The sequence below is a fragment of the Streptomyces oryzae genome, assembly GCF_017676365.1.
GTDB classification, from domain to species: Bacteria; Actinomycetota; Actinomycetes; order Streptomycetales; family Streptomycetaceae; genus Streptomyces; species Streptomyces oryzae.
The window spans coordinates 26,827-45,694 of sequence record NZ_JADKMA010000033.1; the positions used below are offsets into that span (position 1 = coordinate 26,827).

Genomic DNA, 18,868 nt, shown 5'->3' on the forward strand with positions numbered 1-18,868 from the left:
TCAAGAACGGTCGGGAGTATCCGCATGTTGATCGGTGAGCTCAGCCGGCGGACCAAAGTGCCGGCGCACCAATTGCGCTACTACGAAGCCCAAGGGCTTCTGGAGCCGGCACGAGCTGCCAACGGGTACCGGGACTATGGGGAAGACTCCGTGACGACGGTCACCCAGATCCGCAAGCTGCTGGAGGCCGGGCTCTCGACCGAGGAGATCGCATTCCTGCAACCCTGCGTACGGGGGGTGACACCGGACCTCGAGCCGTGCGTGGAGCTTCTGACCGCACTCCGTCAGCGCCGGAGCAAGCTCGACCGCCAGATCGACACCTTGACCCGTTCACGAGAAGCGCTCGACGCCTACATCCGCGTCACCGAACAGAACACCGACGCGTTCGCACCGTCAACGTGCGCCACCGGATGAACCCTGCCTCCGCACCACGCGGTCGGCATTCGAGGGTTCCTGAGCGGCCCTCGTCGCGGTAGATGGTGCGGCCGAGTCGGTGGCCGGCCGGCGGCACCATTGCCGTACCTGTTTCTCCCGGACGTCGAGTCTGTAGCCGTTGAGCTGACGGCCGGTGCTGACGCGGACCCATCCCACGAGCCTCATGAGGCCATGCTGTCGGCCTCGCTTGACAGTAGTGCTGTGACCTGCGATGTGACAGAAGATAGAGGGCCCGGTCGCACCTTCGCGGTCGGTTCACGCCTTGGTCGTGGCCGTGTACCAGTTGTCCGTCCCCCCGCCTTCGCCCTTCCTGGGAGAACTGGGACTTGCGGGGCTAGCCCTCTGGTGTGAGCAGGGCTGATTCGTCGGGCTCATAGCGGCCGGTGGCACTCCCCTGGTCTTCAGGATCGAGCGGCGCTGATGGACGCAGATGTCCCGCTGGGCTCAGCCCAGCGGGACCAGTGTCATCAGGCCTGTTCAGACGCTGGGCGTCCGGCGCGGGTACGGTGCCGGGGTGGTGGGAGGCAGCGGGATCTCGTCGTCCAGTCGCAGTGACGTCGTCGCCCCGTCCACGGCCAGCTGGAACCGGACGTCGCCGACGTGAAGGCGACCGGCCTGCGCACTGACGCCTCAGCCGCCGCCTACGCACAGATGCTGTGCACCCTCGTCTACACCGCCGCCCGCGGCGGACGGCGCGCCGGAGGGGATCACCATGGGCTCATCGGACGTTGTAGGTGTGGGGGGTAACAACCCGCCGGCTGAGCTGAGCCTGCACGAGCAGGAGTTGCTGGAAGAGGCCGAGGCGGAGCAGGGCGAGGAGTAACTCGGCTTCGTCGCGATGGATGCTGCCGTCCGGGCTCGCCGGGCGGCAGCGTCCTTTCCGGGCTGGTGTGGCCGCCACCGATGAACTTGGGCTGACGTTCGCTCGCGAGCCGGTGACCGCAGCGAGCGGAGCCTGGGGGGGCGCCCTTTATGGCGAGGGTCGGCCGGCGCCTGAGGGCACCGGTGCGGGGAAAGGTCCTGAGCCTGCCGCCCAGGGTCGGTGCTCTCTTCGAAGCTCTCGGACATCATCTCTCCGGCCGCCTGCCCGAGCTGCAATCGGTGACGCTGTGCTCCAGCCACTCGGTCGCGGTACAGGATGTCCTCCCCTCCCCCGACTACCCTTCGGACGAGTCGCTCCAGCGGCAACCCTGATCGGACCTGGCCGAAGACCCTCGTGATACTTTCGGTGTCGCCGTGCATGGATGCGAACTTGGGAGGTGAGACCGATCAACGCTGTGACAGGTCGGGCTTCCCTCCCCCGCATGGCCCAGGGAGTGCCCGCAAGGCGCCCCGAAAGGCTTGCAACGCTGTGCACTTCACCTCTGAGACGTCCTTTGACGGCGTCTGCGAACGGCTCTTCGTCCTCAACGATATTCCCGGCGTTCTGTGGACGCCGGAAGGTGCTGCCGGTACGCGTCCCCTCATCGTGATGGGACACGGCGGCGGTCAGCACAAGAAAGCCCCCGACATCCTGGGCCTTGCCCGGCGTCTCGTGACCGAGTGCGGTTTTGCCGTGGTGGCGGTCGACGTTCCGGGCCATGGTGACCGGCCTGTGGTCGAGGAGTACAACCGCATCGCGACCGAGAACCAGGCCCGTGTGGAGGCCGGAGAAGAGCCGGCACCGCTCATCGCCGCATTCCAGGCCCTCGTGGCCCGCCAGACCGTTCCGGAATGGCAGATGGTTCTGGACGCGGTCCAGCAGCTCGATCACGTCGGCGCCGGCCCGGTGGGCTACTGGGGGGTGTCGCTGGCATGCGGACTCGGCGTTCCCTTCGTCGCCGCCGAACCCCGGGTGCGCGCTGCCGTGTTGGGCCTTGGCGGAGCCTTGGCCTCGGCCGCAGACGCCGCACGGATCACCGTCCCGGTGGAGTTCCTGATGCAATGGGACGATGAGCGCGTGCCGCGCGACCAGAGCCTGGCGCTCTTCGATGCCTTCGCCTCGGCTGACAAGACGCTCCACGCCAACCCCGGCGAACACGGCGACATGCCGGCATTCGAGCTGGACAGCACGCTGGGATTCTTCTCCCGGCACCTCGCCTGATACGGCCGCCTGCGGTCACCGACGCGCCGATCGGCATCCAGATTCGATCGGCGCGTCCTGCGAACCGCTCGTGTCGCGCCACACAGCTGCACCCCCTGATGGGCTGCCCGCAGCGACCCAAAGAAGCAGGTTTGCTGTGCCGGGACCGCTAGGCCCCGGGGAGGTGCCGTCGAAGGGCTGTCAGCGAGTCAGGAGTTGCGCTGGATCGCCGAGGCGGTCCCGGCATTGCCGGGGCGCGGGAAGGCCGGGCGGGCGAGCCGAGCATGTTGCGGCCGACGGTCCCGGGCAAGAAGCTGCATGTACCCGGAACTTCGCCGCGCCGCTGGCGGTCGAGCCCGCCGACGCAAAGACCATGTGCCGTCTGAGACCAAGGCCGCCCGCCCCGACTTTGACGAAAGGGCTGCACCCCGGCTGGCTGCATCAAGGAGCACAAGACATCGGCGCGCAGGACGCGGACGACCGTTCCCAGCTCAGCATCAAGATCAGCCACGGCCAGGGCGTTCCCGCCTCTTCCACCCACCCGGCCGGCAAGGGCGTGCCGGCCACCATGCGCCAAGGTGAGGAAGACCAATTACGCCCACGCAAGCTGATTCCATGCGAGCGGCGAGGTCGGCCAATACGGGATCGACCGCGACGGACGCCAAGCACCACCGGGGTCGCCTCAGCCCATCGCCTTCTCGACGATCGCGGTGATGCGCTGTTCGTCGGCTGCGGTCAGCTCTTTCAGGGCGTAGGCGGTCGGCCACATGGCGCCGTCGTCGAATGCCGCCTGATCGCTGAAGCCGAGCGTGGCGTATCTCGACTTGAACTTCTGCGCGCTCTGGAAGTGGCAGAGGACCTTGCCGTCTCTGGCGTAGGCGGGCATCCCGTACCAGAGCTTGGGCGTGAGGTCCGGAGCGGCGGTCTTGATGATGGCGTGGATCCGCTCGGCGAGGACTCGGTCCGCTTCCGGCATCTCGGCGATCTTCGCGAGCACGTCGCGCTCCGCTGCCGCTTCCTTCTCCGCCCGCGAACCGCGCCGTGCCGCGGCCTTCTTCTGCTCCTGTGCGTGCTCCTTCATCGCGGCCCGCTCCTCGGCGGTGAATCCGTTGTACTGCTCAGCGGCCGTGCCGGAGTTGCCGGCGGAGGACGTCGTGGACTGCATGGCAGGTTTCCTCTCGTACAGGGATGACGTGGGTCGGTGCGGGAGTGCCGGGCCGGGTCAGGAGAGTGCAGGCGCCGCGGACGGCGCGGGGGTGAGCGACGTCGCGGCCTCCCAGGCGAATCCGTCCGGGTCGGTGAAGGGGCCGGCGGTGCTGCCGAGGACGATGCGGTGCGAGCCGGTGCCGTCGGCGGGGACTCCGAGATCCTTGGCCAGGGCGCGGCGCTTGTACAGCGCCAGCTTGACGGGGCTGGAGGCGTCGGAGGCGAACTCGGCGTACTTGCCGCCGAAGCTCCTGGCCACGGTCAGGCCCCGGCCGACGTAGAACTGTTTGCCGGCCTTCACGTCCTCGACGCCGAGCAGGAGGACGATCTCGTCGATCTCGCGGGTGGCCGGGCCGGTGTCCTTCTTCGCCGAGGTCGCGACCTTCCAGATCGACCCGTCCGGGGCCTGGACGACGCCACCGTAGCCCCACAGCGACGTCGCGGCGGGCTTGAGCACCGTGGCGCCGCCATCCACGGCGGCACCGAGGAAGCTGTCGACGGTGGTCGGCCGGGACACCGTGAGCGCCAGGGTGAAGCCGCGGAATCCGGTGGAGGGCGCCTCGGACGCCCGCAGGCGTATGTGCGTGTCCACTCCGAAGGCGGTGTAGAAGCGGCGGGCGGCCTCGGGGTCGGCCACCTCGAGGGTGACGGATGCGACGGACACGATGGACGTGGTGGATGCGGTGGTTGCCATGACCGTCACGCTATGGGCTGCCCAGCGGCCGGGGCTTCTCGATTCCTGACCGGTCTTGTCACCTGCTTCGCCACACACGCCGGCATCCCCTCCACCGTGACCGAAGGCCCCGGCTCACCGGCCGCACTCGCGGCATCGGCGCTGTCGGCCGCCGCATCCGCCGCGCGGCGCCGGAAGGCCCCGGGCGGCATGCCGACGAGCTCGGTGAAGCGGGTGGTGAACGTGCCCAGCGACGCGCAGCCGACCGCGAAACAGACCTCGGTGACGCTCAGGTCACCACGGCGCAGCAGCGCCGTCGCCCGCTCGATGCGACGCGTCATCAGGTACGCGTACGGCGACTCACCATAGGCAGCCCGGAACTGCCGGCTGAGGTGCCCGGCGGACATGTTCACACTGCGGGCGAGCGCCTCCACGTCCAGCGGCTGCGCGTACTCCCTGTCGATCCGGTCGCGGACGCGGCGCAGCCGCGCGAGATCAGTCAGGCGCTGCGCCTGGACGCGTGCACGCCGCCACTCAGGCTGGCACATGAGAACACTCCCCTTTTTCTGATCTTCCATCGACGCCTATGAGCACCCGGGTGCCTGCCGAGGCGGACACCCGGACGGTCGATGTCGAGGGCCGGCGGGCAGGACAGCCACACAGCCGCACCGATGGTCGTGCGGCTCAGCGAAGCTCCTGGATGCGGACCAGGTTGCCTGCGGGGTCGCGGAAGGCGCAGTCGCGGATGCCGTACGGCTGCTCGGTCGGCTCCTGTACGACCTCGGTGTCGCCGGCCTGCACCTTCTCGAAGGTGGTGTCGAGGTCCGGGGTGGCCAGCAGGATCCAGCCGTAGGTGCCCTTGGCCATCATCTCGGTGATGGTGCGGCGCTCGTCTTCGGTGACTCCCGGGTCGGCGGCCGGCGGTGCCAGAAGGATGGACGTGCCGGGCTGACCGGCCGGGCCGACCGTGATCCAGCGCATCCTGCCCTGTCCGACGTCGCTGCGGACCTCGAAGCCGAGGACGTCGCGGTAGAAGGCGAGCGACGCATCCGGGTCGTCGTGCGGGAGGGAACTCGTGTGAATGGTTATATCCATGATGAGCAGGATAAAAGCCGTCCCACGTTCCGCATTTCTCGATTCGTGATCGATTCGGCCACGCTCGAACGTTCACGTGCCCTGCTGCGACTTGGGGCCCGCCGCTCGCCGGGCGCCGTCCCTCGATCTGCTCGGCCGGTCACTTCCCGCCCGCGGTCGCCACGTTCGTTTCCTTCCTCAGCGCAGTTGCTCGGCCAGTCCGACGATGATGCCCTCCGGGCCGCGGATGTAGCAGAGCACATAGCTGTCCTCGAACCGGGCGATCTCGCCGACGAGTTCGGCGCCGTGAGGGCGCAGGCGCGCAACGGTGTCCTCGATGTCGTCGACAGCGAACATGACGCGGTGCGTGCCCAGAACGTTGTGCGGCCGGTTGCGCGGCCCGGCGCTGATCACCGCGGGGCTGCGGTACTTCGCCAGCTCGAGCCGGCTGTGACCGTCCGGGGTCCGGAGCATCGCGATGTCGCAGCGGACGCCGTCGAGTCCGGTGCACTGGTCGGCGACGAGACCCTCGACCTGCGCCCTGCCCTCCAACTGCATACCGAGTTCGGCGAAGAACGCGATGGCGGCATCCATGTCCTCGATCACGATGCCGACGTTGTCCATCCGCTGAATCGCCATGCTGGTCTCCCTCTACTTCCTCGTGCGGCCGGTGGTGGCCGCTGATGCCCCTGGGACGGAGCCGGTGGCACGTTCACGACATCTGCAGACCACCGAACCCCGAAGAGATCTGGATCGCGCCTCAGCACCGCTGACGCAGATCCGCCGGCCGAGTGCCACCGCCGAGGGTGAGTGCAGCGCAGGCTGGGGGTACACCCGCCCGAGAGATTCAGCTCCTGCGGTCTCGGGCCTCCACCTGGACCAGGTGGCAAGGGAGAGGATGGCGTCCATGACGGCACATGCCGCAGGTCCTGCCCCGTCAGGAGCCGGTAACGGGGAGCCGCTGGTCGTCGTGGCGGCCGCCATCGTACAGGCCGGACGGCTCTTGGTCGTGAGCAAGCAGGCAGCGCCGGAGAACTTCTACCTGCCCGGTGGTAAGACCGATCCGGGCGAGGAACCGCTGGACACACTGTCGCGCGAACTGGACGTGGAACTCGGCGGCCGGCCCGTCGAGCCGGACGACCGGTTCGGGAGGCGTCGGGTGCGGGCGCCATGGCCTGGTGAGGCGTGGATGCAGTGGTGGCAATCGCAAGGGCGCCGACGGGTGTCGGGGCGGTGCCGTGGTCTGCGTCGTGACAGAGGTGTGACATCCCGCGAACTGATCTCTGCGATCGCGGCAGGATCGTCTCGGCATGCCGTTTGCGCAGGTCAGCGCGAGCGTTCGAAAGGGACCCCGGTCTCCAAGGGGCAGCGGGGCGGAGGCAGTTCACCTCCCGTTCAGGCTGGGCGGACATGCCGCCCCCTGCCGTGCCGCTAGGATCACGGCATGGTTACGGCCCGGTCGGCGCTCAGCATGCTGCGGGTCCGCTCTCATCGGGCGGGTCCGCTGCGACTGCTGTGGCTGGCCGTGCTGTTGCTGGGCCTGCTGTATACGCATGGCGTGAGCGCGGAGAGCGCGGCGGGCCACATCGATCCCGTGTCGGTGTCCCCGGCCGCCCAGATGAGCTCCGGTGAGGCCGAGGTGCACGGTGCGTCCGCGGAGGGGGTGCCGGGTACCTCCGCGGAGCATGCTGTCGAGGCGGCCGGGTGCGATGAGCACGACGGCGGCCATGAGACGGCGCATCCGGCCCAGGATTGCGTGTCCGTCCAGCCCGAGCCTGCTGGGGAGCTGCCTTCCCCCTGCCTGGCGCCGCTGGACGCGGTGCAAAGTCCGCTACTGCACAAGGCGTTGGGGAGGCCCGGGTCCGCCCATGACGTCTCGGCGTCTCCTCCCCTGACCGGCATCTCCTCGGTCCTGCGGATCTAGTTCAGGCGTCGTTCCCGCTGGTCGACGCCTTCCCGGCACATCACCGGTCCGGCCGCCGAGCGCTGTTGGCTCGGTCTGTCGCCCCGGCCGGTGCGGCCAGCAATTCGGTGCCGCCTGGCTGAGCTGCCCGCCCTCTGTGTCCACGGCGCAGCCAGGCAGGTTGCCGGCACCTGTCTGCCAACCGCCCGATTGCTGTGCGCAGTTCTGCTTCGGCTGCTCGAAGCGGTGACTGCCGTACGGAGGTCACGGAGGACCTGTGTTATCCCGTCTGCAGCGCCCGACACCCGATCCATGGCGCCATGACCCCGCGGGGACATCCGCCGACCGTCGCGGAGTGTCCCGGCCCCCGGCGCACTCACCGGCGTCTCGTCGACTGATCGTCTGCCTTCTGGGCGTTGCGCTGCTGGCGCTCTTCGGCTGTACGGCGACCGCGCACGGCGCGGACGTACCGCAGACGGCGCGGTACGGTGCCGCCGCTCAGCCGGAGCAGCGGGCCGGGACGAAGGAGCCTGCGGCGTCCGAGGAGCCCACCGGCCACCTCTGCACTCAGCCTGTGCTGGGCCAGACAGGCGTGGCCGGCGGACGGGCGTTCACCGCCGGACCGCCACCTGCGGTCTGCACCTCCGTGCTCGCGGACCGCCGGCCACACCTTTCCATGTCCGAACAGGGGCCGCGCGGTCCCTGCACGCAGCTGACCGGCAGGTCCAGACTCGCCATCGTCTGCTGCTGGCGCATTTAGCACCTCGCCGCGGTCGCCGGACCGACCGCGGCGTGCCGCCCTGGAAGGGGTCGCGCCCCCGTCCACTCCACCGCGGCACGCGAGATGAGCACCCACACATGTCATCGAGCGAGAGCGAACTCATGCATTCAGCGACATCCACCCCCCACGATTCCACCCCCCGCGTTTCCACTCCCCACGCTTCCATTCCCCGCACCCCCACCACCTGTGGTCACGGCATGTCCGGGCTGGTCGGCAACACCCCGGTGCTGCACGTCTCCGAGCCCCTGGCCCCGGCCGGTCGCGGGTTCTGGGCGAAGCTGGAAGGTTTCAACCCCGGCGGCATCAAGGACCGCCCCGGGCTGCACATGGTCGAGCGGGCCCGCGCCCGCGGCGACCTGAAGCCGGGCGGCCGGATCATCGAGTCCACCAGCGGTACCCTCGGTCTGGGCCTGGCCCTGGCCGGCATGGTTTACGGCCACCCCGTCACCCTGGTCACCGACCCGGGCCTGGAGCGGTCCATGACCCAGTTGCTGACCGCGTACGGAGCGCGGGTCAACATCGCCTCCGAGCCGCACCCGACCGGTGGCTGGCAGCAGGCCCGCCGCGATCGCGTCGCCCAGCTGCTCGGGCAGCACCCCGGCTCCTGGTGCCCGGACCAGTACAACAACCCCGACAACACCACCGCCTACACCCCGCTCGCCCTGGAACTGGCCTCCCAGCTCGGCCACATCGACGTTCTGGTGTGCAGCGTGGGCACCGGGGGCCACTCCGCGGGAGTGTCGCGGATCCTCAAGCAGATCTACCCCGGCCTGAGCCTGGTCGGGGTGGACACCATCGGCTCGACGATCTTCGGCCAGCCCGCCCGGCCGCGGCTGATGCGCGGTCTGGGGTCGAGCATCTATCCCCGTAACGTCGCCTACGACAACTTCGACGAGGTGCACTGGGTCGCGCCATCAGAGGCAGTGGCGACCTGCCGGCAGCTCGCCAACTCGCACTACGCCACCGGCGGCTGGAGCGTCGGCGCCGTCGCACTCGTGGCCGGCTGGCTGGCCCGTATCCTCCCCGCGGACGCCAGGATCGCGGCGATCTTCCCCGACGGCCCGCAGCGCTACCTGGGGACCGTCTACGACGACGACTATTGCGCCGCCCACGGCCTGCTGGAACCCCGTCCGCTCCTCGAACCGGACGTGATCGGCAGCCTGGACGAGAAGGAGGTCACCCGCTGGACGCGGTGCACCGCCGTTGTCGACCCGCTCACCCTCTCCGGCACCGCGGCGGAGCCGGAGCTGGTCGATGTGCTCGCCGGATCCGGTGCTCCGGACGAGGCCGGAGCAGAAGAGGCCCAAGCAGTCGACGCGCTCGGCCGGGACGACGCGGAGGAGGGCCGGTGAAGGACACCATCGCGCAGGTGCGCTCCTACCCGGGCAGCGTCCAGCTGCTCATGGTGAACCAGTTCACCATCAACCTCGGCTTCTACATGCTGATGCCGTACCTGGCGCAGCACCTGTCCGGCAGCCTCGGACTGGCCGGCTGGATCGTCGGACTCATCCTGGGCGTCCGGAACTTCAGCCAGCAGGGCATGTTCCTTGTCGGCGGCACCCTGGCGGACCGGCTCGGCTACAAGCCCATGATCATCGCCGGTCTTGTGCTGCGGATCGCCGGCTTCGCCACCCTGGGACTGGTGGAGTCACTGCCCGCGCTGCTGGCCGCCTCCGCGGCTACCGGGCTTGCCGGCGCCCTGTTCAACCCGGCGGTCCGGGCCTACGTCGCGGCGGACGCCGGTGAGCGGCGCGTCGAGGCCTTCGCGCTGTTCAACGTCTTCTACCAGACGGGAATCCTGCTCGGCCCGCTGGTGGGCATGGTGCTGACCGGCGTGGACTTCCGCATCACCTGCCTGGTGGCGGCCGGGATCTTCGCGCTGCTGAGCCTCGTGCAGATCCGTGCCCTGCCCGCCCGCAGGGCCGACGACGCGAAGAGCAGCACCAAGACCGGCGGACAGGAGAGTGTGCTGTCCCAGTGGCGCGGCATCGTGGCCAACCGGCCGTTCCTGCTGTTCTCCGTCGCCATGATCGGCTTCTATGTGATGCAGTTCCAGGTCTACCTGGCGCTGCCGCTGGAGGTACGCCGCCTCGGTGGCGACGGAAATTTCGGCACCACCGCGGCCGCTGTGCTGTTCGCCGTCTCCGGGCTGACCACGATCCTCTTCCAGACCGGGGTGACCGCATGGTGCAAGGCCCGCATGGAGCCGGGCCGGGCGCTGGCCTGGGGGCTGCTGACGATGGGCGTGGCGTTCGTCCCGCTGCTGATCGCCACGGGCATCCCCGTCCCGGACGGCGGAGTGGGCCTGTGGCTGCTCGCGGCCGTACCACCGACCCTGGCCGCGCTGTTGCTGGCCATCGGCACGATGATCGCCTACCCGTTCGAGATGGACACCATCGTCCGGCTCTCCGGCGATCGGCTCGTGGCCACACACTACGGGCTGTACAACACCATCTGCGGCGTCGGCATCACTCTGGGCAACCTGTTCACCGGTGCCGCACTGGATGCCGCCCGCGCGGCGGGCGTACCGGCCCTACCGTGGGTCGCGCTGTTCGCCGTGGGCCTGGCCTGCGCCGCCGCCCTGTACGGGCTGCACCGCACCGGGCGGCTGCAGCCGCCCGTGCGCGATCCCCAGCCTGAGCCGGCGAAGGTCTGACTTCGGCTGCGTCAACGGCCCTGTGACGGAGGGGCGGGCAACACGCGCCCGCCCCTCCGCCACGGTGTGCCCCCGTACGACGACATCGGCCCATCCGCGTACGCCACCTGCACCCGCTTCCAGCGCCGGGCCATAGACGGCACCGGCGACCACTCCCCCAGCCTCCCGGAGACGCCCACGGATTCCACGCGTCCCGGGGCCTCAGACCAGGGCGCCTGCGGTCAGTTCCCGGCGGGCTCTGGCCGCCGCGCCGACCGGGATGGCGTCGGCGCCCAGCGCGGCCCGTACCAGGCGGACCGGGTGGCCGCTGACCGGCGGCTCGGCGGCGAGGGCCTCGCGTACCAGAGGTTCCAGCAGCGGCCAGGCGCCGCTGACGCCGCCGCCGACCACCACTGTGGTGACGTCCACGATGCCCGCCGTCATCACGATGGCACGGGCGATGCCGTCGGCGGCGGCGCGGTAGACCGCGAGGGCGTCGCGGTCCCCGTGCCCGGCGGCATCGGCGATCTCGCGCGCCGTCAGCCGGCGCCCGGTGCGCTCGGCGTACCGGGCACACAGGGAACGCCCGGAGGCGAGGGTCTCCAGATGGCCCCGGCCGCCGCAGGTGCAGGGCAGGTCGCCGAATCCGGGAATGTGCCCGATCTCGCCCGCCGCGCCGTGCGGGCCGGCGAACAGCGCGCCACCGGTCCACAGCGCCCCGCCGACACCGGTGCCCAGGGTGATGCCGAGGACGTCGGGCTCGCCGCGCACGGCGCCGCCGTACACCTCCCCGTACAGGAAGGCGTTGACGTCGTTGTCCAGGTAGGCCGGGACGCCGAGTGCCGCCTCGACGGCGTCGGCGACGGCGAAGCCCGCCCAGCCGGTGAAGGAGTCGCTGGCCACCAGGATGCGTCCGGTCTCGGAGTCGACGACGCCGGCCGCGCCTGCGCCGACACCGGCGAGCTTGCCGGGGGTGCGCTCCAGCAGCGGGGCCAGGGCGCCGAGCGCCTCGGCGACCATGGCCGGGCCGCCGTCGGCCGCCGGGGTCGCGGTTCCGGCCCGGTCCAGCACGGTCAGGTCCTCGGCGCAGAGCACCACTTGGGTGGTGGTGCCGCCGATGTCGACCCCGGCGAAGAGGGGGCGGTGGTGCTGGGAGGTCAAGCCGTCGCCTCCGTCCGGCCCGCCGCCAGGGTGGTCAGGCGTTCGGCTCTGCGGCTGCGCTGCACCACCGGGTCCGGCACCGGCACGGCGGCCAGCAGCCTGCGCGTGTAGTCGGTCTCCGGGCGCAGCAGTGTCGTGCCGGTGTCGCCCTGCTCCTCGACACGGCCGGCCCGCATCACCACGACGCGCTGCGCGAAGTGCTGGACGACGGCGAGGTCGTGGGAGACGAACAGGCAGGCGAAGCCCAGCTCGGCCTGGAGCTCGGAGATCACGTCCAGGACGGCCTCCTGCACGCTGACATCGAGCGCGCTGGTGGGTTCGTCGGCGACCAGGAGGCGGGGCTCCAGCACCAGGGCACGGGCGAGGCTGACCCGCTGGCGCTGCCCGCCGGACAGCTCCCGGGGAGCCCTCCGGGCGACGTCGCGCGGCAGCCTGACCCGGTCCAGGACGGCGGCGACCCGCTTCTGGCGGTCCCGGGCGGAGAGTGCGCGGCGGTGCACCCTGAGGGGTTCGGCGACGCACTCGCCGACCGTCATCCTGGCGTCCAGCGACGCCACCGGGTCCTGCAGCACCACGCCGATGCCGGACCGGAGCGCCCGGCGGGCCCGGGAGCGGGTGCGGGCCAGGTCGGTGCCGAACAGCGAGACGGTGCCCTGGGTCGGCCTGATCAGGCCGAGCGCGACCCGGGAGGCGGTCGACTTGCCGGAGCCGGACTCGCCGACCAGGCCGAGGGTCTCGCCGTGGCGCACGGTGAGGGAGACACCGTCCAGGGCGCGTACGGCGCCCCTGCCGCGCCCGAAGACGACGGAGACGTCGTCGAGTTCGACGACCGGCTCGGCCTGGGCGGGGGCGGAGGATGCGGCGGCCGGTGCCGTCTCCGGTACGTCCTCCCCCGCGACCGACAGGCGCGGCACGGCGGCCAGCAGTCGCCGGGTGTACTCGTGGGAGGGGCGCAGCAGTACGTCCTCGACGGGGCCGGTCTCCACGATCTCGCCGTGGTACATCACGGCGACCCGGTCGGCGAAGTCCGCGACGACGCCCATGTTGTGGGTGACCAGCAGGACGCCGGTGCCGGTCTCGGCGGCGAGGCGGCGCAGCAGGTCGAGGATCTCGGCCTGGACGGTGACGTCCAGGGCTGTGGTCGGCTCGTCGGCGATCAGCAGTGCGGGTTCGTTGGCGATGGCCATGGCGATGACGACGCGTTGGCGCTGCCCGCCGGAGAGCTGGAAGGGGTAGGCGGACGCCCGCTTGTCAGGCTCGGGGATGCCGACCCGGCGCAGGAGTTCCACGGCCTGGGCGGCCGCGTCCTTGGCGGAGATGTCGCGGTGGTTGCGGAGGACTTCGGCGATCTGCTTCCCGACCCGGGTCAGCGGGTCCAGGGCTGTGGCCGGCTCCTGGAAGACCATCGAGACGGTCCGGCCGCGCAGTCCCGCCAGTGCGGTCTCGCCCGCGCCGATCACCTCGGTACCGGCGACGGTGGCGCTTCCGGTGGCGCGGGCATTGCCGGCGAGCAGTCCCATCGCGGCGAGCGCGACGGTTGACTTGCCGGAGCCGGACTCGCCCACGAGGGCGAGCGTCTCGCCCGGATCGACCGAGAGGGACACGCCGCTGACGGCGGGCACCTCGCCGGACTGGGTGGTGAACACGACGCCGAGGTCGTCGAGTCGGAGGATGGGCCCGGCCGCCGGTGCGGCGGGGCTCTGGTCGGCGGTCATCCGCGTCCCCTCACGTCGAATGCGTCACGGAGCCCGTCCCCGATCGCGTTGAACGCCCACACCACCAGGATGATGGCGAGGCCGGGCGGCAGGATGAGCCACCAGTAGCCGGAGTAGGCGGCGGTGAGGCCGACCGACAGCATGCCGCCCCAGTCGGTGGCCGGCGGCTGGACGCCCAGGCCCAGGTAGGAGACGTAGGCGACCAGCAGGATGGCGTCGGCGATCTGGAAGGTGGCCGCGACCGCGATGGTGGAGACCGAGTTCGGCAGGATGTGCCGGGTGATGGCCCTGGCGTGGGTGCCGCCGATGGCGCGCAGCGTCAGGATGTAGTCGCGGTTCTTCAGGGTGAGCGTCTCGGCGCGGACCAGCCGCGAGGGCACCAGCCAGGAGACGAAGCCGAGGATGAGGACGAGGCCGCCCAGGTCCGGCGTGGTGATGGCGGAGACCACCAGCAGGATGAACAGCGCGGGGATGGCGATGCCCGCGTCCACGACCCGCATCATCACCGCGTCGATCCAGCCGCCCGCGTAGCCGGCGGCGGCGCCCCACAGGGTGCCGATGACCGTGGCCAGGACGCCGGCGGCGAGGCCGACGATCAGTGACACCTTGCCGCCGTACATCAGCCGGCCGAGCTCGTCGTGGCCGACGGCGTCGGTGCCCAGCCAGTGTGTGCCGCTGGGGGCCAGGTTGACCTGGTGGAGCAGGGTGTGGGTCTGGTCGGTGGAGTACACCAGCGGGCCGGCGAAGCAGAACAGGACGAAGAAGACCACGACGCCGAGGCCGACGACCGCGAGCCGGTGGCGCAGGAACCGGCGGACGGCGAGCCGGGTGCCCGACGCTGCGGCGGACTTCGCCGGGGTGGTTGTGCCAGGGGTCCGGCCCGGCTGTATGACAGTGCTCATGCCCGGCCTGCCTTCACTCGGGGGTCGATGATCCGCTGGACGATGTCGGCGATCAGCGTGCCGGTCACCGTGGCGACCGAGATGATCAGTACGCAGCCGAGCAGCACCGGGTAGTCGGAGGACTGCGCGGCGGTCCAGAAGAGGAGGCCCATGCCCGGATAGTTGAAGAGCTGTTCGACGACGAGGGCGCCGCCGAACAGCACCGGCACGTAGTAGCCGAGCATGGCGACCACCGGGGTCAGCGAGTTGCGGAACACGTGCCGCCACAGGATGGCGCGGGAGCGGGAGCCGCCGGCCCGCGCCGTCCTGACGTAGTCCTCGGAGAGGTTCTCCAGAGTTGCGGCCCGCATGTAGCGGCTGAACACCGCGACCATCGAGGCGGCGCCGGCGGCGATGGGCAGCACCAGCCCCTGCGGGTCGGAGAGCACCTGCCCCAGCGTGTGCCCCTGCGGGGCTTGGGAGGGGAACCATGGCAGCGCCTGGCTGAAGACCAGCACCAGGATCAGGCCGAGGAAGTACACGGGTGTGGAGTAGGCGATGAAGCTGAGCGTGGTGATGACGTAGTCGACCGGCTTGTTGCGCCGCACGGCCTGCCACATGCCCAGCGGCACGGCGAGCAGCAGGCCGGCGATCGCCGACAGGACGGTCAGCAGCAGGGTCTTCGGCAGGCGTTCGGTGATCAGCTGCGACACCGGCTCGTTGAGGGTGTACGAGGTGCCGAGGTCGCCGTGTGCCAGCTGCCCCAGGTAGTAGAGGTATTGCACGGGGAGGGGTTTGTCGAGGCCCTGCTCGTGGTCGAAGGCCGCGATCTGCTGCGCGGTGGCCTGTGGGCCGAGGATCCCGCGGGCGGGGCCGCCGGGCAGGGCGTGCAGCAGGGCGAAGACGACGATCGTCACGATCAGGATGACCGCGAGGGCCTGCAGGGCCCGCCTGATCAGGTATGTGGGAGTGCTCATGTGGGTTCCGGTCGCTGTGGGTGGTGCTCGCGGTCGCGGGGACGGCCTACTTGGTCCACTTCCACATGGCGGGGTGGAAGTTGGCGAGTGAGTCCTGCGCGAAGCCGCCGAGGCCCTTCTTGACCACGGAGACCTGGTAGTCGGGCTCCGGCAGCCACACCACCGGCAGCTTTTCGGCGAGGGCTGCGCTGTACTTGCGCATGGCCTCGTCGGAGGAGGAGGTGGTGGTCTGGGCGATCAGCTTGTCCACGGCGGGGTCGGAGTAGCTGCCGAAGTTGGAGCCGCCGCCGGTGGCGAAGAGGGAGTCGCCGCTGGGGTAGGCGGGGAAGTACCAGCTGCCGGCGGTGCCGAAGAACGACAGCTGCCACTTGCAGCTCGGCTCGCTCGGCTTGCACTGGCCGGACTGCGACAGGACGGAGTTGACCGGCGCGGTCTTGATGTGGAAGTCGATGCCGGTTTTGGCGAACGACGACTGCAGGGCGCTCATCATGTTGTCGGTGACGGTCGAGCCGGACTGCGAGAGCACCCGCATGGAGAACTTGGTGCCCTTGTCGACGCCCTTGCCGCAGTGGCCCTCGCCGCTGCCGGGCTTGGTGCACACCATGGTGCCGCCCTTCTCGGTCCAGCCGTGGTCCGTCAGCAGCTTCCGGGCCTTGGCGGTCGAGAACGGGTAGGGGTTGTCCTGCTGCTTGCGGGAGACGAACGAAGACTTCTGACCCTGCGGGATGGGGCCGTAGGTGGGCACGGCTGTGCCGTTGAAGACGACCTTGGACAGCGTCTTCTGGTCAACCGACATCTGAATGGCCTGGCGGGCGTAGAGCTGCTTGAAGACCGGGCCCATCTTGGGGTTGTTGAAGTTGTAGGGCAGGTAGGTGATGGCCCAGCCCTGCCACGGCTGGACCTCGTAGCCCTTGGCCTCGAACGACGCCTTCTGGCTCAGGTCGGTGGCGTTGATGTAGCCGTAGTCGACCGTGCCGGCCCGCAGCGCGTTCTTCTCGGCGTCGGCGGTGGTGAACGGCAGCAGGTTGACGTTCTTGATGTGGGCCTTGCCGCCGCCGTCGTACTTGGCGTTGGCGGTCAGCTGCACCTTGCCGGCCGTGGAGAACGACTTGAGGGTGTAGGGGCCGCTGACCGTCTTCCACAGCGGGTCGGTGGCGTAGCGGGAGATCTTCTTGGCGGCGCCGTTGAGGTACTTCCAGACCTTCTTCGCCCCGGCGGGGGTGCGGTCAAGGCCGGAGACGGAGCCGGAGTCGCTGGTCTTGTCCCAGGCGTGCTGCGGCATCGGGCGGATCATGCTCAGCTCGTTGGCGAGCATCCACTGCTGGTTGTAGGCCCGGTCGAAGGTGATCGTGAAGTGGGTGTCGTCGACGGCCTTGAACGAGGCCCAGTTGTCCGGTGCCTTGCCGGGGCTGTAGCTGGCCCAGTCCGACTTGTTCGCCTTGACGAGGTTGAACCAGAACTCCACGTCGCGGGAGGTGATCGGCTTGCCGTCGCTCCAGTGCCGGTCGCCGAGGGTGATGGTGACGCTCTTGCTGTCGTCGGCGAAGTGCGCGGCGGTGGCCAGCGAGTTGTCCTTGTTCCAGCCGACCTTGCCGGCGGAGCCGTCGTAGGCGATCAGCGGCTCCCACAGGGACTGGGATATGGAGGAGTTGTTGGTGTTCAGATGCGCGGCAGTGCCGATGGGGAGTATCCAGTTCGGCGTGAAGTTGGCGGGGAGCGCGTAGTTGATGGTGTCCGAGGCGCCGGAGGCGGACGACGAGGCGCCGCCGGAGCAGCCGGCCAGCAGCGCCCCGGTGGTGACGGCGGCCCCCGCGACGAGGGCCCAGCGGCGGGCGGCGGCCGTGTGAACAAGGGACATGGCTCTCCTTGGGAGGTTGACCCCGTAGGGAATCCCGGTGAACCGGGCTGGCGCCGTCGGACCGGCGCTGTGTTCACGACAGCTAACGCCGGAGGCGCCGCGCTGACAAACAAAGTTCTGTAACAAGTAAGTATCTACGGTTCTGGAAAAAGTCCTGCCCACCCTCTGGGCCCGCCTCGATGTGGCACTTGTGGGGTATTGGGCGTTTTTTGCGGCCTGAAAAGATCACCTGGAGCCGTTCCGCGACGCACCGGCCGGGCGTACTGTCTCCGTCACACCTACCCATCGCGGAAGTTACTTCGTTCATGAATGAAATAAGTACGAGGGGCCCGAGGACGGCGAAGGGTGCCTCGGCCCTGGCCCCGCGGATCCTGGAGCTCGTGGCGTCGGGGCAGGCGTCCTCGCGTGCCGAGCTCGCCGGGCTGCTCGGCGCCGCGGCCTCCACCGTCTCCCTCGCCGTGAGCCAGCTCGTCGAGCGTGGGCTCATCGCGGAGGAGGGCACCCAGGCGTCCACCGGTGGGCGGCCCCGCAAGGTGCTGCGGCTCGGCGGTGCGGACGGGTTCGCCGTCGCCGCCGACCTCGGCGGCCGGCACGCCCGCGTCGGCGTGGTGCTGCCCGGTGGCGGCCTCACCGACGTCTCGACCGTCCCGTTCGCCATCGCCGACGGCCCCGAGGCGGCCCTGCCGCGGCTCGCCGAGACCCTGCAGGCACTGGCCGAAGAGCACGGCCCAGGCCGGCTGCGCGGCGTCGGGCTCTCGCTTCCCGGCCCGGTCGACGTCGCGTCGGGTTCGGTCGTCATGCCGTCCCGGATGCCCGGCTGGAACCGCTTCCCGATCACCGCCTGGCTCCAGGAGCGCTTCGGCGTCCCGGCCGCCGCCGACAACGACGCCAACTGCATGGCGGTCGGCGAGCACACCGTGCGGCCCGCCGAACACCGGCAGTCGATCATGGTGAAGATCGGCTCCGCGATCGGTGCCGGCGTCATCGTCGACGGCCGTCTCTTCCGCGGCGCCACCGGAGCCGCAGGGGAGATCACCCACATCCGCGTCGTCGGCGGCGCCGACACCCCCTGCTCCTGCGGCAACACCGGCTGCCTGGAGACCGTGGCCTCCGGCGCCGCCCTCGTCCGCATCCTGCGGGAACGCGGCGCCCAGGTCGAGAGCCTGGAGGACGTGGTGCGGCTCGCCACCCACGGCGACCCGGAGGCCACCCGCGCCGTCCGCAAAGCCGGCGACTACCTGGGCCAGGTGCTCGCCACCAACGTCAACTTCTTCAACCCCAACGCCGTCTACCTCGGCGGCATCCTCTCCACCCTGGAACCGTTCGTCGCCGCTGTGCGCAGCCAGCTGTACGAGAGCTGCCATCCGTTGGTCACCGAGCACCTCACCATCGAGCGCGTCAGCCTCAGCGCGGACGCCGGACTGGTGGGCGCCGGGCAGTTCGCCCTGCAGCGCGCCCTCGCAGACGCCCTGAGCGAGGTCGGCCGCACCGACCTGGCGTCCGGCCG

18 protein-coding genes and 1 pseudogene are annotated in these 18,868 nt (G+C 70.2%); 9 read left to right on the forward strand and 10 right to left on the reverse strand.

Features of this window, described 5'->3' with window-relative positions; translation table 11 throughout:
- Positions 1–24 precede the first annotated feature (24 nt).
- From ITI46_RS09175 to ITI46_RS09180, 3 genes and pseudogenes are all read left to right on the forward strand, one after another.
- The gene (locus ITI46_RS09175) at positions 25–414 is read left to right on the forward strand and encodes a MerR family transcriptional regulator (RefSeq protein WP_209238943.1); all 390 of its coding nucleotides are present in this window, start codon (positions 25–27) and stop codon (positions 412–414) included.
- A gap of 618 nt (positions 415–1,032) precedes the next feature.
- Positions 1,033–1,131, forward strand: a pseudogene (locus ITI46_RS34715) (transcriptional regulator); the annotation flags it as partial.
- A gap of 655 nt (positions 1,132–1,786) precedes the next feature.
- A complete protein-coding gene (locus ITI46_RS09180; protein WP_209238944.1) occupies positions 1,787–2,518 on the forward strand; it encodes a dienelactone hydrolase family protein in 732 nt (243 codons plus the stop codon).
- A gap of 661 nt (positions 2,519–3,179) precedes the next feature.
- Here ITI46_RS09180 and ITI46_RS09185 read toward each other — a convergent pair.
- The 5 genes from ITI46_RS09185 to ITI46_RS09205 form a co-directional block, all read right to left on the reverse strand.
- Positions 3,180–3,662 (reverse strand): iron chaperone, encoded by a 483-nt coding sequence (locus tag ITI46_RS09185; RefSeq protein WP_209238945.1) that lies wholly within the window; start codon positions 3,660–3,662, stop codon positions 3,180–3,182.
- 57 nt (positions 3,663–3,719) lie between these two features.
- A complete protein-coding gene (locus ITI46_RS09190) occupies positions 3,720–4,397 on the reverse strand; it encodes a VOC family protein (RefSeq protein WP_209238946.1) in 678 nt (225 codons plus the stop codon).
- Positions 4,398–4,402: 5 nt separating this feature from the next.
- Entirely contained in the window at positions 4,403–4,924 is a 522-nt protein-coding gene (locus ITI46_RS09195; protein WP_209238947.1) for a helix-turn-helix transcriptional regulator, read from the reverse strand.
- 136 nt (positions 4,925–5,060) lie between these two features.
- Entirely contained in the window at positions 5,061–5,471 is a 411-nt protein-coding gene (locus tag ITI46_RS09200) for a VOC family protein (RefSeq protein ID WP_209238948.1), read from the reverse strand.
- A 177-nt stretch (positions 5,472–5,648) separates the two neighbouring features.
- Entirely contained in the window at positions 5,649–6,089 is a 441-nt protein-coding gene (locus tag ITI46_RS09205) for a VOC family protein (RefSeq protein ID WP_209238949.1), read from the reverse strand.
- Positions 6,090–6,357: 268 nt separating this feature from the next.
- Here ITI46_RS09205 and ITI46_RS09210 point away from each other — a divergent pair, with 268 nt between their 5' ends.
- From ITI46_RS09210 to ITI46_RS09230, 5 genes are all read left to right on the forward strand, one after another.
- Positions 6,358–6,885, forward strand: coding sequence for an NUDIX domain-containing protein (locus ITI46_RS09210; RefSeq protein WP_209238950.1), 528 nt, complete (start codon positions 6,358–6,360; stop codon positions 6,883–6,885).
- 9 nt (positions 6,886–6,894) lie between these two features.
- Complete coding sequence (locus tag ITI46_RS09215) at positions 6,895–7,374, forward strand: hypothetical protein (protein ID WP_209238951.1); 480 nt, start codon at positions 6,895–6,897, stop codon at positions 7,372–7,374.
- 334 nt (positions 7,375–7,708) lie between these two features.
- Complete coding sequence (locus ITI46_RS09220) at positions 7,709–8,113, forward strand: hypothetical protein (protein ID WP_209238952.1); 405 nt, start codon at positions 7,709–7,711, stop codon at positions 8,111–8,113.
- Positions 8,114–8,331: 218 nt separating this feature from the next.
- The gene (locus ITI46_RS09225; RefSeq protein ID WP_209238953.1) at positions 8,332–9,486 is read left to right on the forward strand and encodes a PLP-dependent cysteine synthase family protein; all 1,155 of its coding nucleotides are present in this window, start codon (positions 8,332–8,334) and stop codon (positions 9,484–9,486) included.
- Between the two features lie 50 nt (positions 9,487–9,536).
- Positions 9,537–10,790: an MFS transporter gene (locus tag ITI46_RS09230; protein WP_247745713.1), complete on the forward strand. Its 1,254-nt coding sequence runs from the start codon at positions 9,537–9,539 to the stop codon at positions 10,788–10,790.
- 201 nt (positions 10,791–10,991) lie between these two features.
- Here the strand turns inward: ITI46_RS09230 and ITI46_RS09235 are convergent, their stop codons facing one another.
- From ITI46_RS09235 to ITI46_RS09255, 5 genes are read right to left on the reverse strand one after another with little or no spacing between them, the layout of a single operon-like run.
- A complete protein-coding gene (locus ITI46_RS09235) occupies positions 10,992–11,930 on the reverse strand; it encodes an ROK family protein (protein ID WP_209238955.1) in 939 nt (312 codons plus the stop codon).
- Positions 11,927–13,645 (reverse strand): dipeptide ABC transporter ATP-binding protein, encoded by a 1,719-nt coding sequence (locus ITI46_RS09240; protein ID WP_209238956.1) that lies wholly within the window; start codon positions 13,643–13,645, stop codon positions 11,927–11,929. Before ITI46_RS09240 ends, ITI46_RS09235 begins: the two co-directional genes overlap by 4 nt.
- Positions 13,642–14,547 carry an ABC transporter permease gene (locus ITI46_RS09245; RefSeq protein ID WP_209238957.1) on the reverse strand — a complete coding sequence of 302 codons (906 nt, stop codon included), beginning with the start codon at positions 14,545–14,547 and terminating at the stop codon, positions 13,642–13,644. The genes ITI46_RS09240 and ITI46_RS09245 overlap by 4 nt, the downstream gene beginning before the upstream one ends.
- Positions 14,544–15,503, reverse strand: a complete 960-nt coding sequence (locus ITI46_RS09250) for an ABC transporter permease (RefSeq protein ID WP_209238958.1) — start codon at positions 15,501–15,503, stop codon at positions 14,544–14,546. Before ITI46_RS09250 ends, ITI46_RS09245 begins: the two co-directional genes overlap by 4 nt.
- A gap of 46 nt (positions 15,504–15,549) precedes the next feature.
- Positions 15,550–17,361, reverse strand: a complete 1,812-nt coding sequence (locus ITI46_RS09255) for a peptide ABC transporter substrate-binding protein (RefSeq protein ID WP_209238959.1) — start codon at positions 17,359–17,361, stop codon at positions 15,550–15,552.
- A 305-nt stretch (positions 17,362–17,666) separates the two neighbouring features.
- On the opposite strand from ITI46_RS09255, the gene ITI46_RS09260 reads away from it, so the two are divergent.
- Positions 17,667–18,868 (forward strand): ROK family transcriptional regulator (locus tag ITI46_RS09260; protein ID WP_209238960.1); only part of this gene is annotated, 1,202 nt, incomplete at its 3' end.

Excerpts from the sequence above, each read along its gene's own strand:
- ITI46_RS09200 (WP_209238948.1), bottom strand. The coding sequence starts at position 5,471 with ATGGATATAACCATTCACACGAGTTCCCTCCCGCACGACGACCCGGAT.
- ITI46_RS09175 (WP_209238943.1), top strand. The coding sequence starts at position 25 with ATGTTGATCGGTGAGCTCAGCCGGCGGACCAAAGTGCCGGCGCACCAA.
- ITI46_RS09210 (WP_209238950.1), top strand. The coding sequence starts at position 6,358 with ATGACGGCACATGCCGCAGGTCCTGCCCCGTCAGGAGCCGGTAACGGG.
- ITI46_RS09240 (WP_209238956.1), bottom strand. The coding sequence starts at position 13,645 with ATGACCGCCGACCAGAGCCCCGCCGCACCGGCGGCCGGGCCCATCCTC.
- ITI46_RS09185 (WP_209238945.1), bottom strand. The coding sequence starts at position 3,662 with ATGCAGTCCACGACGTCCTCCGCCGGCAACTCCGGCACGGCCGCTGAG.
- ITI46_RS09205 (WP_209238949.1), bottom strand. The coding sequence starts at position 6,089 with ATGGCGATTCAGCGGATGGACAACGTCGGCATCGTGATCGAGGACATG.
- ITI46_RS09255 (WP_209238959.1), bottom strand. The coding sequence starts at position 17,361 with ATGTCCCTTGTTCACACGGCCGCCGCCCGCCGCTGGGCCCTCGTCGCG.
- ITI46_RS09245 (WP_209238957.1), bottom strand. The coding sequence starts at position 14,547 with ATGAGCACTGTCATACAGCCGGGCCGGACCCCTGGCACAACCACCCCG.
- ITI46_RS09190 (WP_209238946.1), bottom strand. The coding sequence starts at position 4,397 with ATGGCAACCACCGCATCCACCACGTCCATCGTGTCCGTCGCATCCGTC.
- ITI46_RS09225 (WP_209238953.1), top strand. The coding sequence starts at position 8,332 with ATGTCCGGGCTGGTCGGCAACACCCCGGTGCTGCACGTCTCCGAGCCC.
- ITI46_RS09250 (WP_209238958.1), bottom strand. The coding sequence starts at position 15,503 with ATGAGCACTCCCACATACCTGATCAGGCGGGCCCTGCAGGCCCTCGCG.
- ITI46_RS09215 (WP_209238951.1), top strand. The coding sequence starts at position 6,895 with ATGGTTACGGCCCGGTCGGCGCTCAGCATGCTGCGGGTCCGCTCTCAT.
- ITI46_RS09230 (WP_247745713.1), top strand. The coding sequence starts at position 9,537 with ATGGTGAACCAGTTCACCATCAACCTCGGCTTCTACATGCTGATGCCG.
- ITI46_RS09195 (WP_209238947.1), bottom strand. The coding sequence starts at position 4,924 with ATGTGCCAGCCTGAGTGGCGGCGTGCACGCGTCCAGGCGCAGCGCCTG.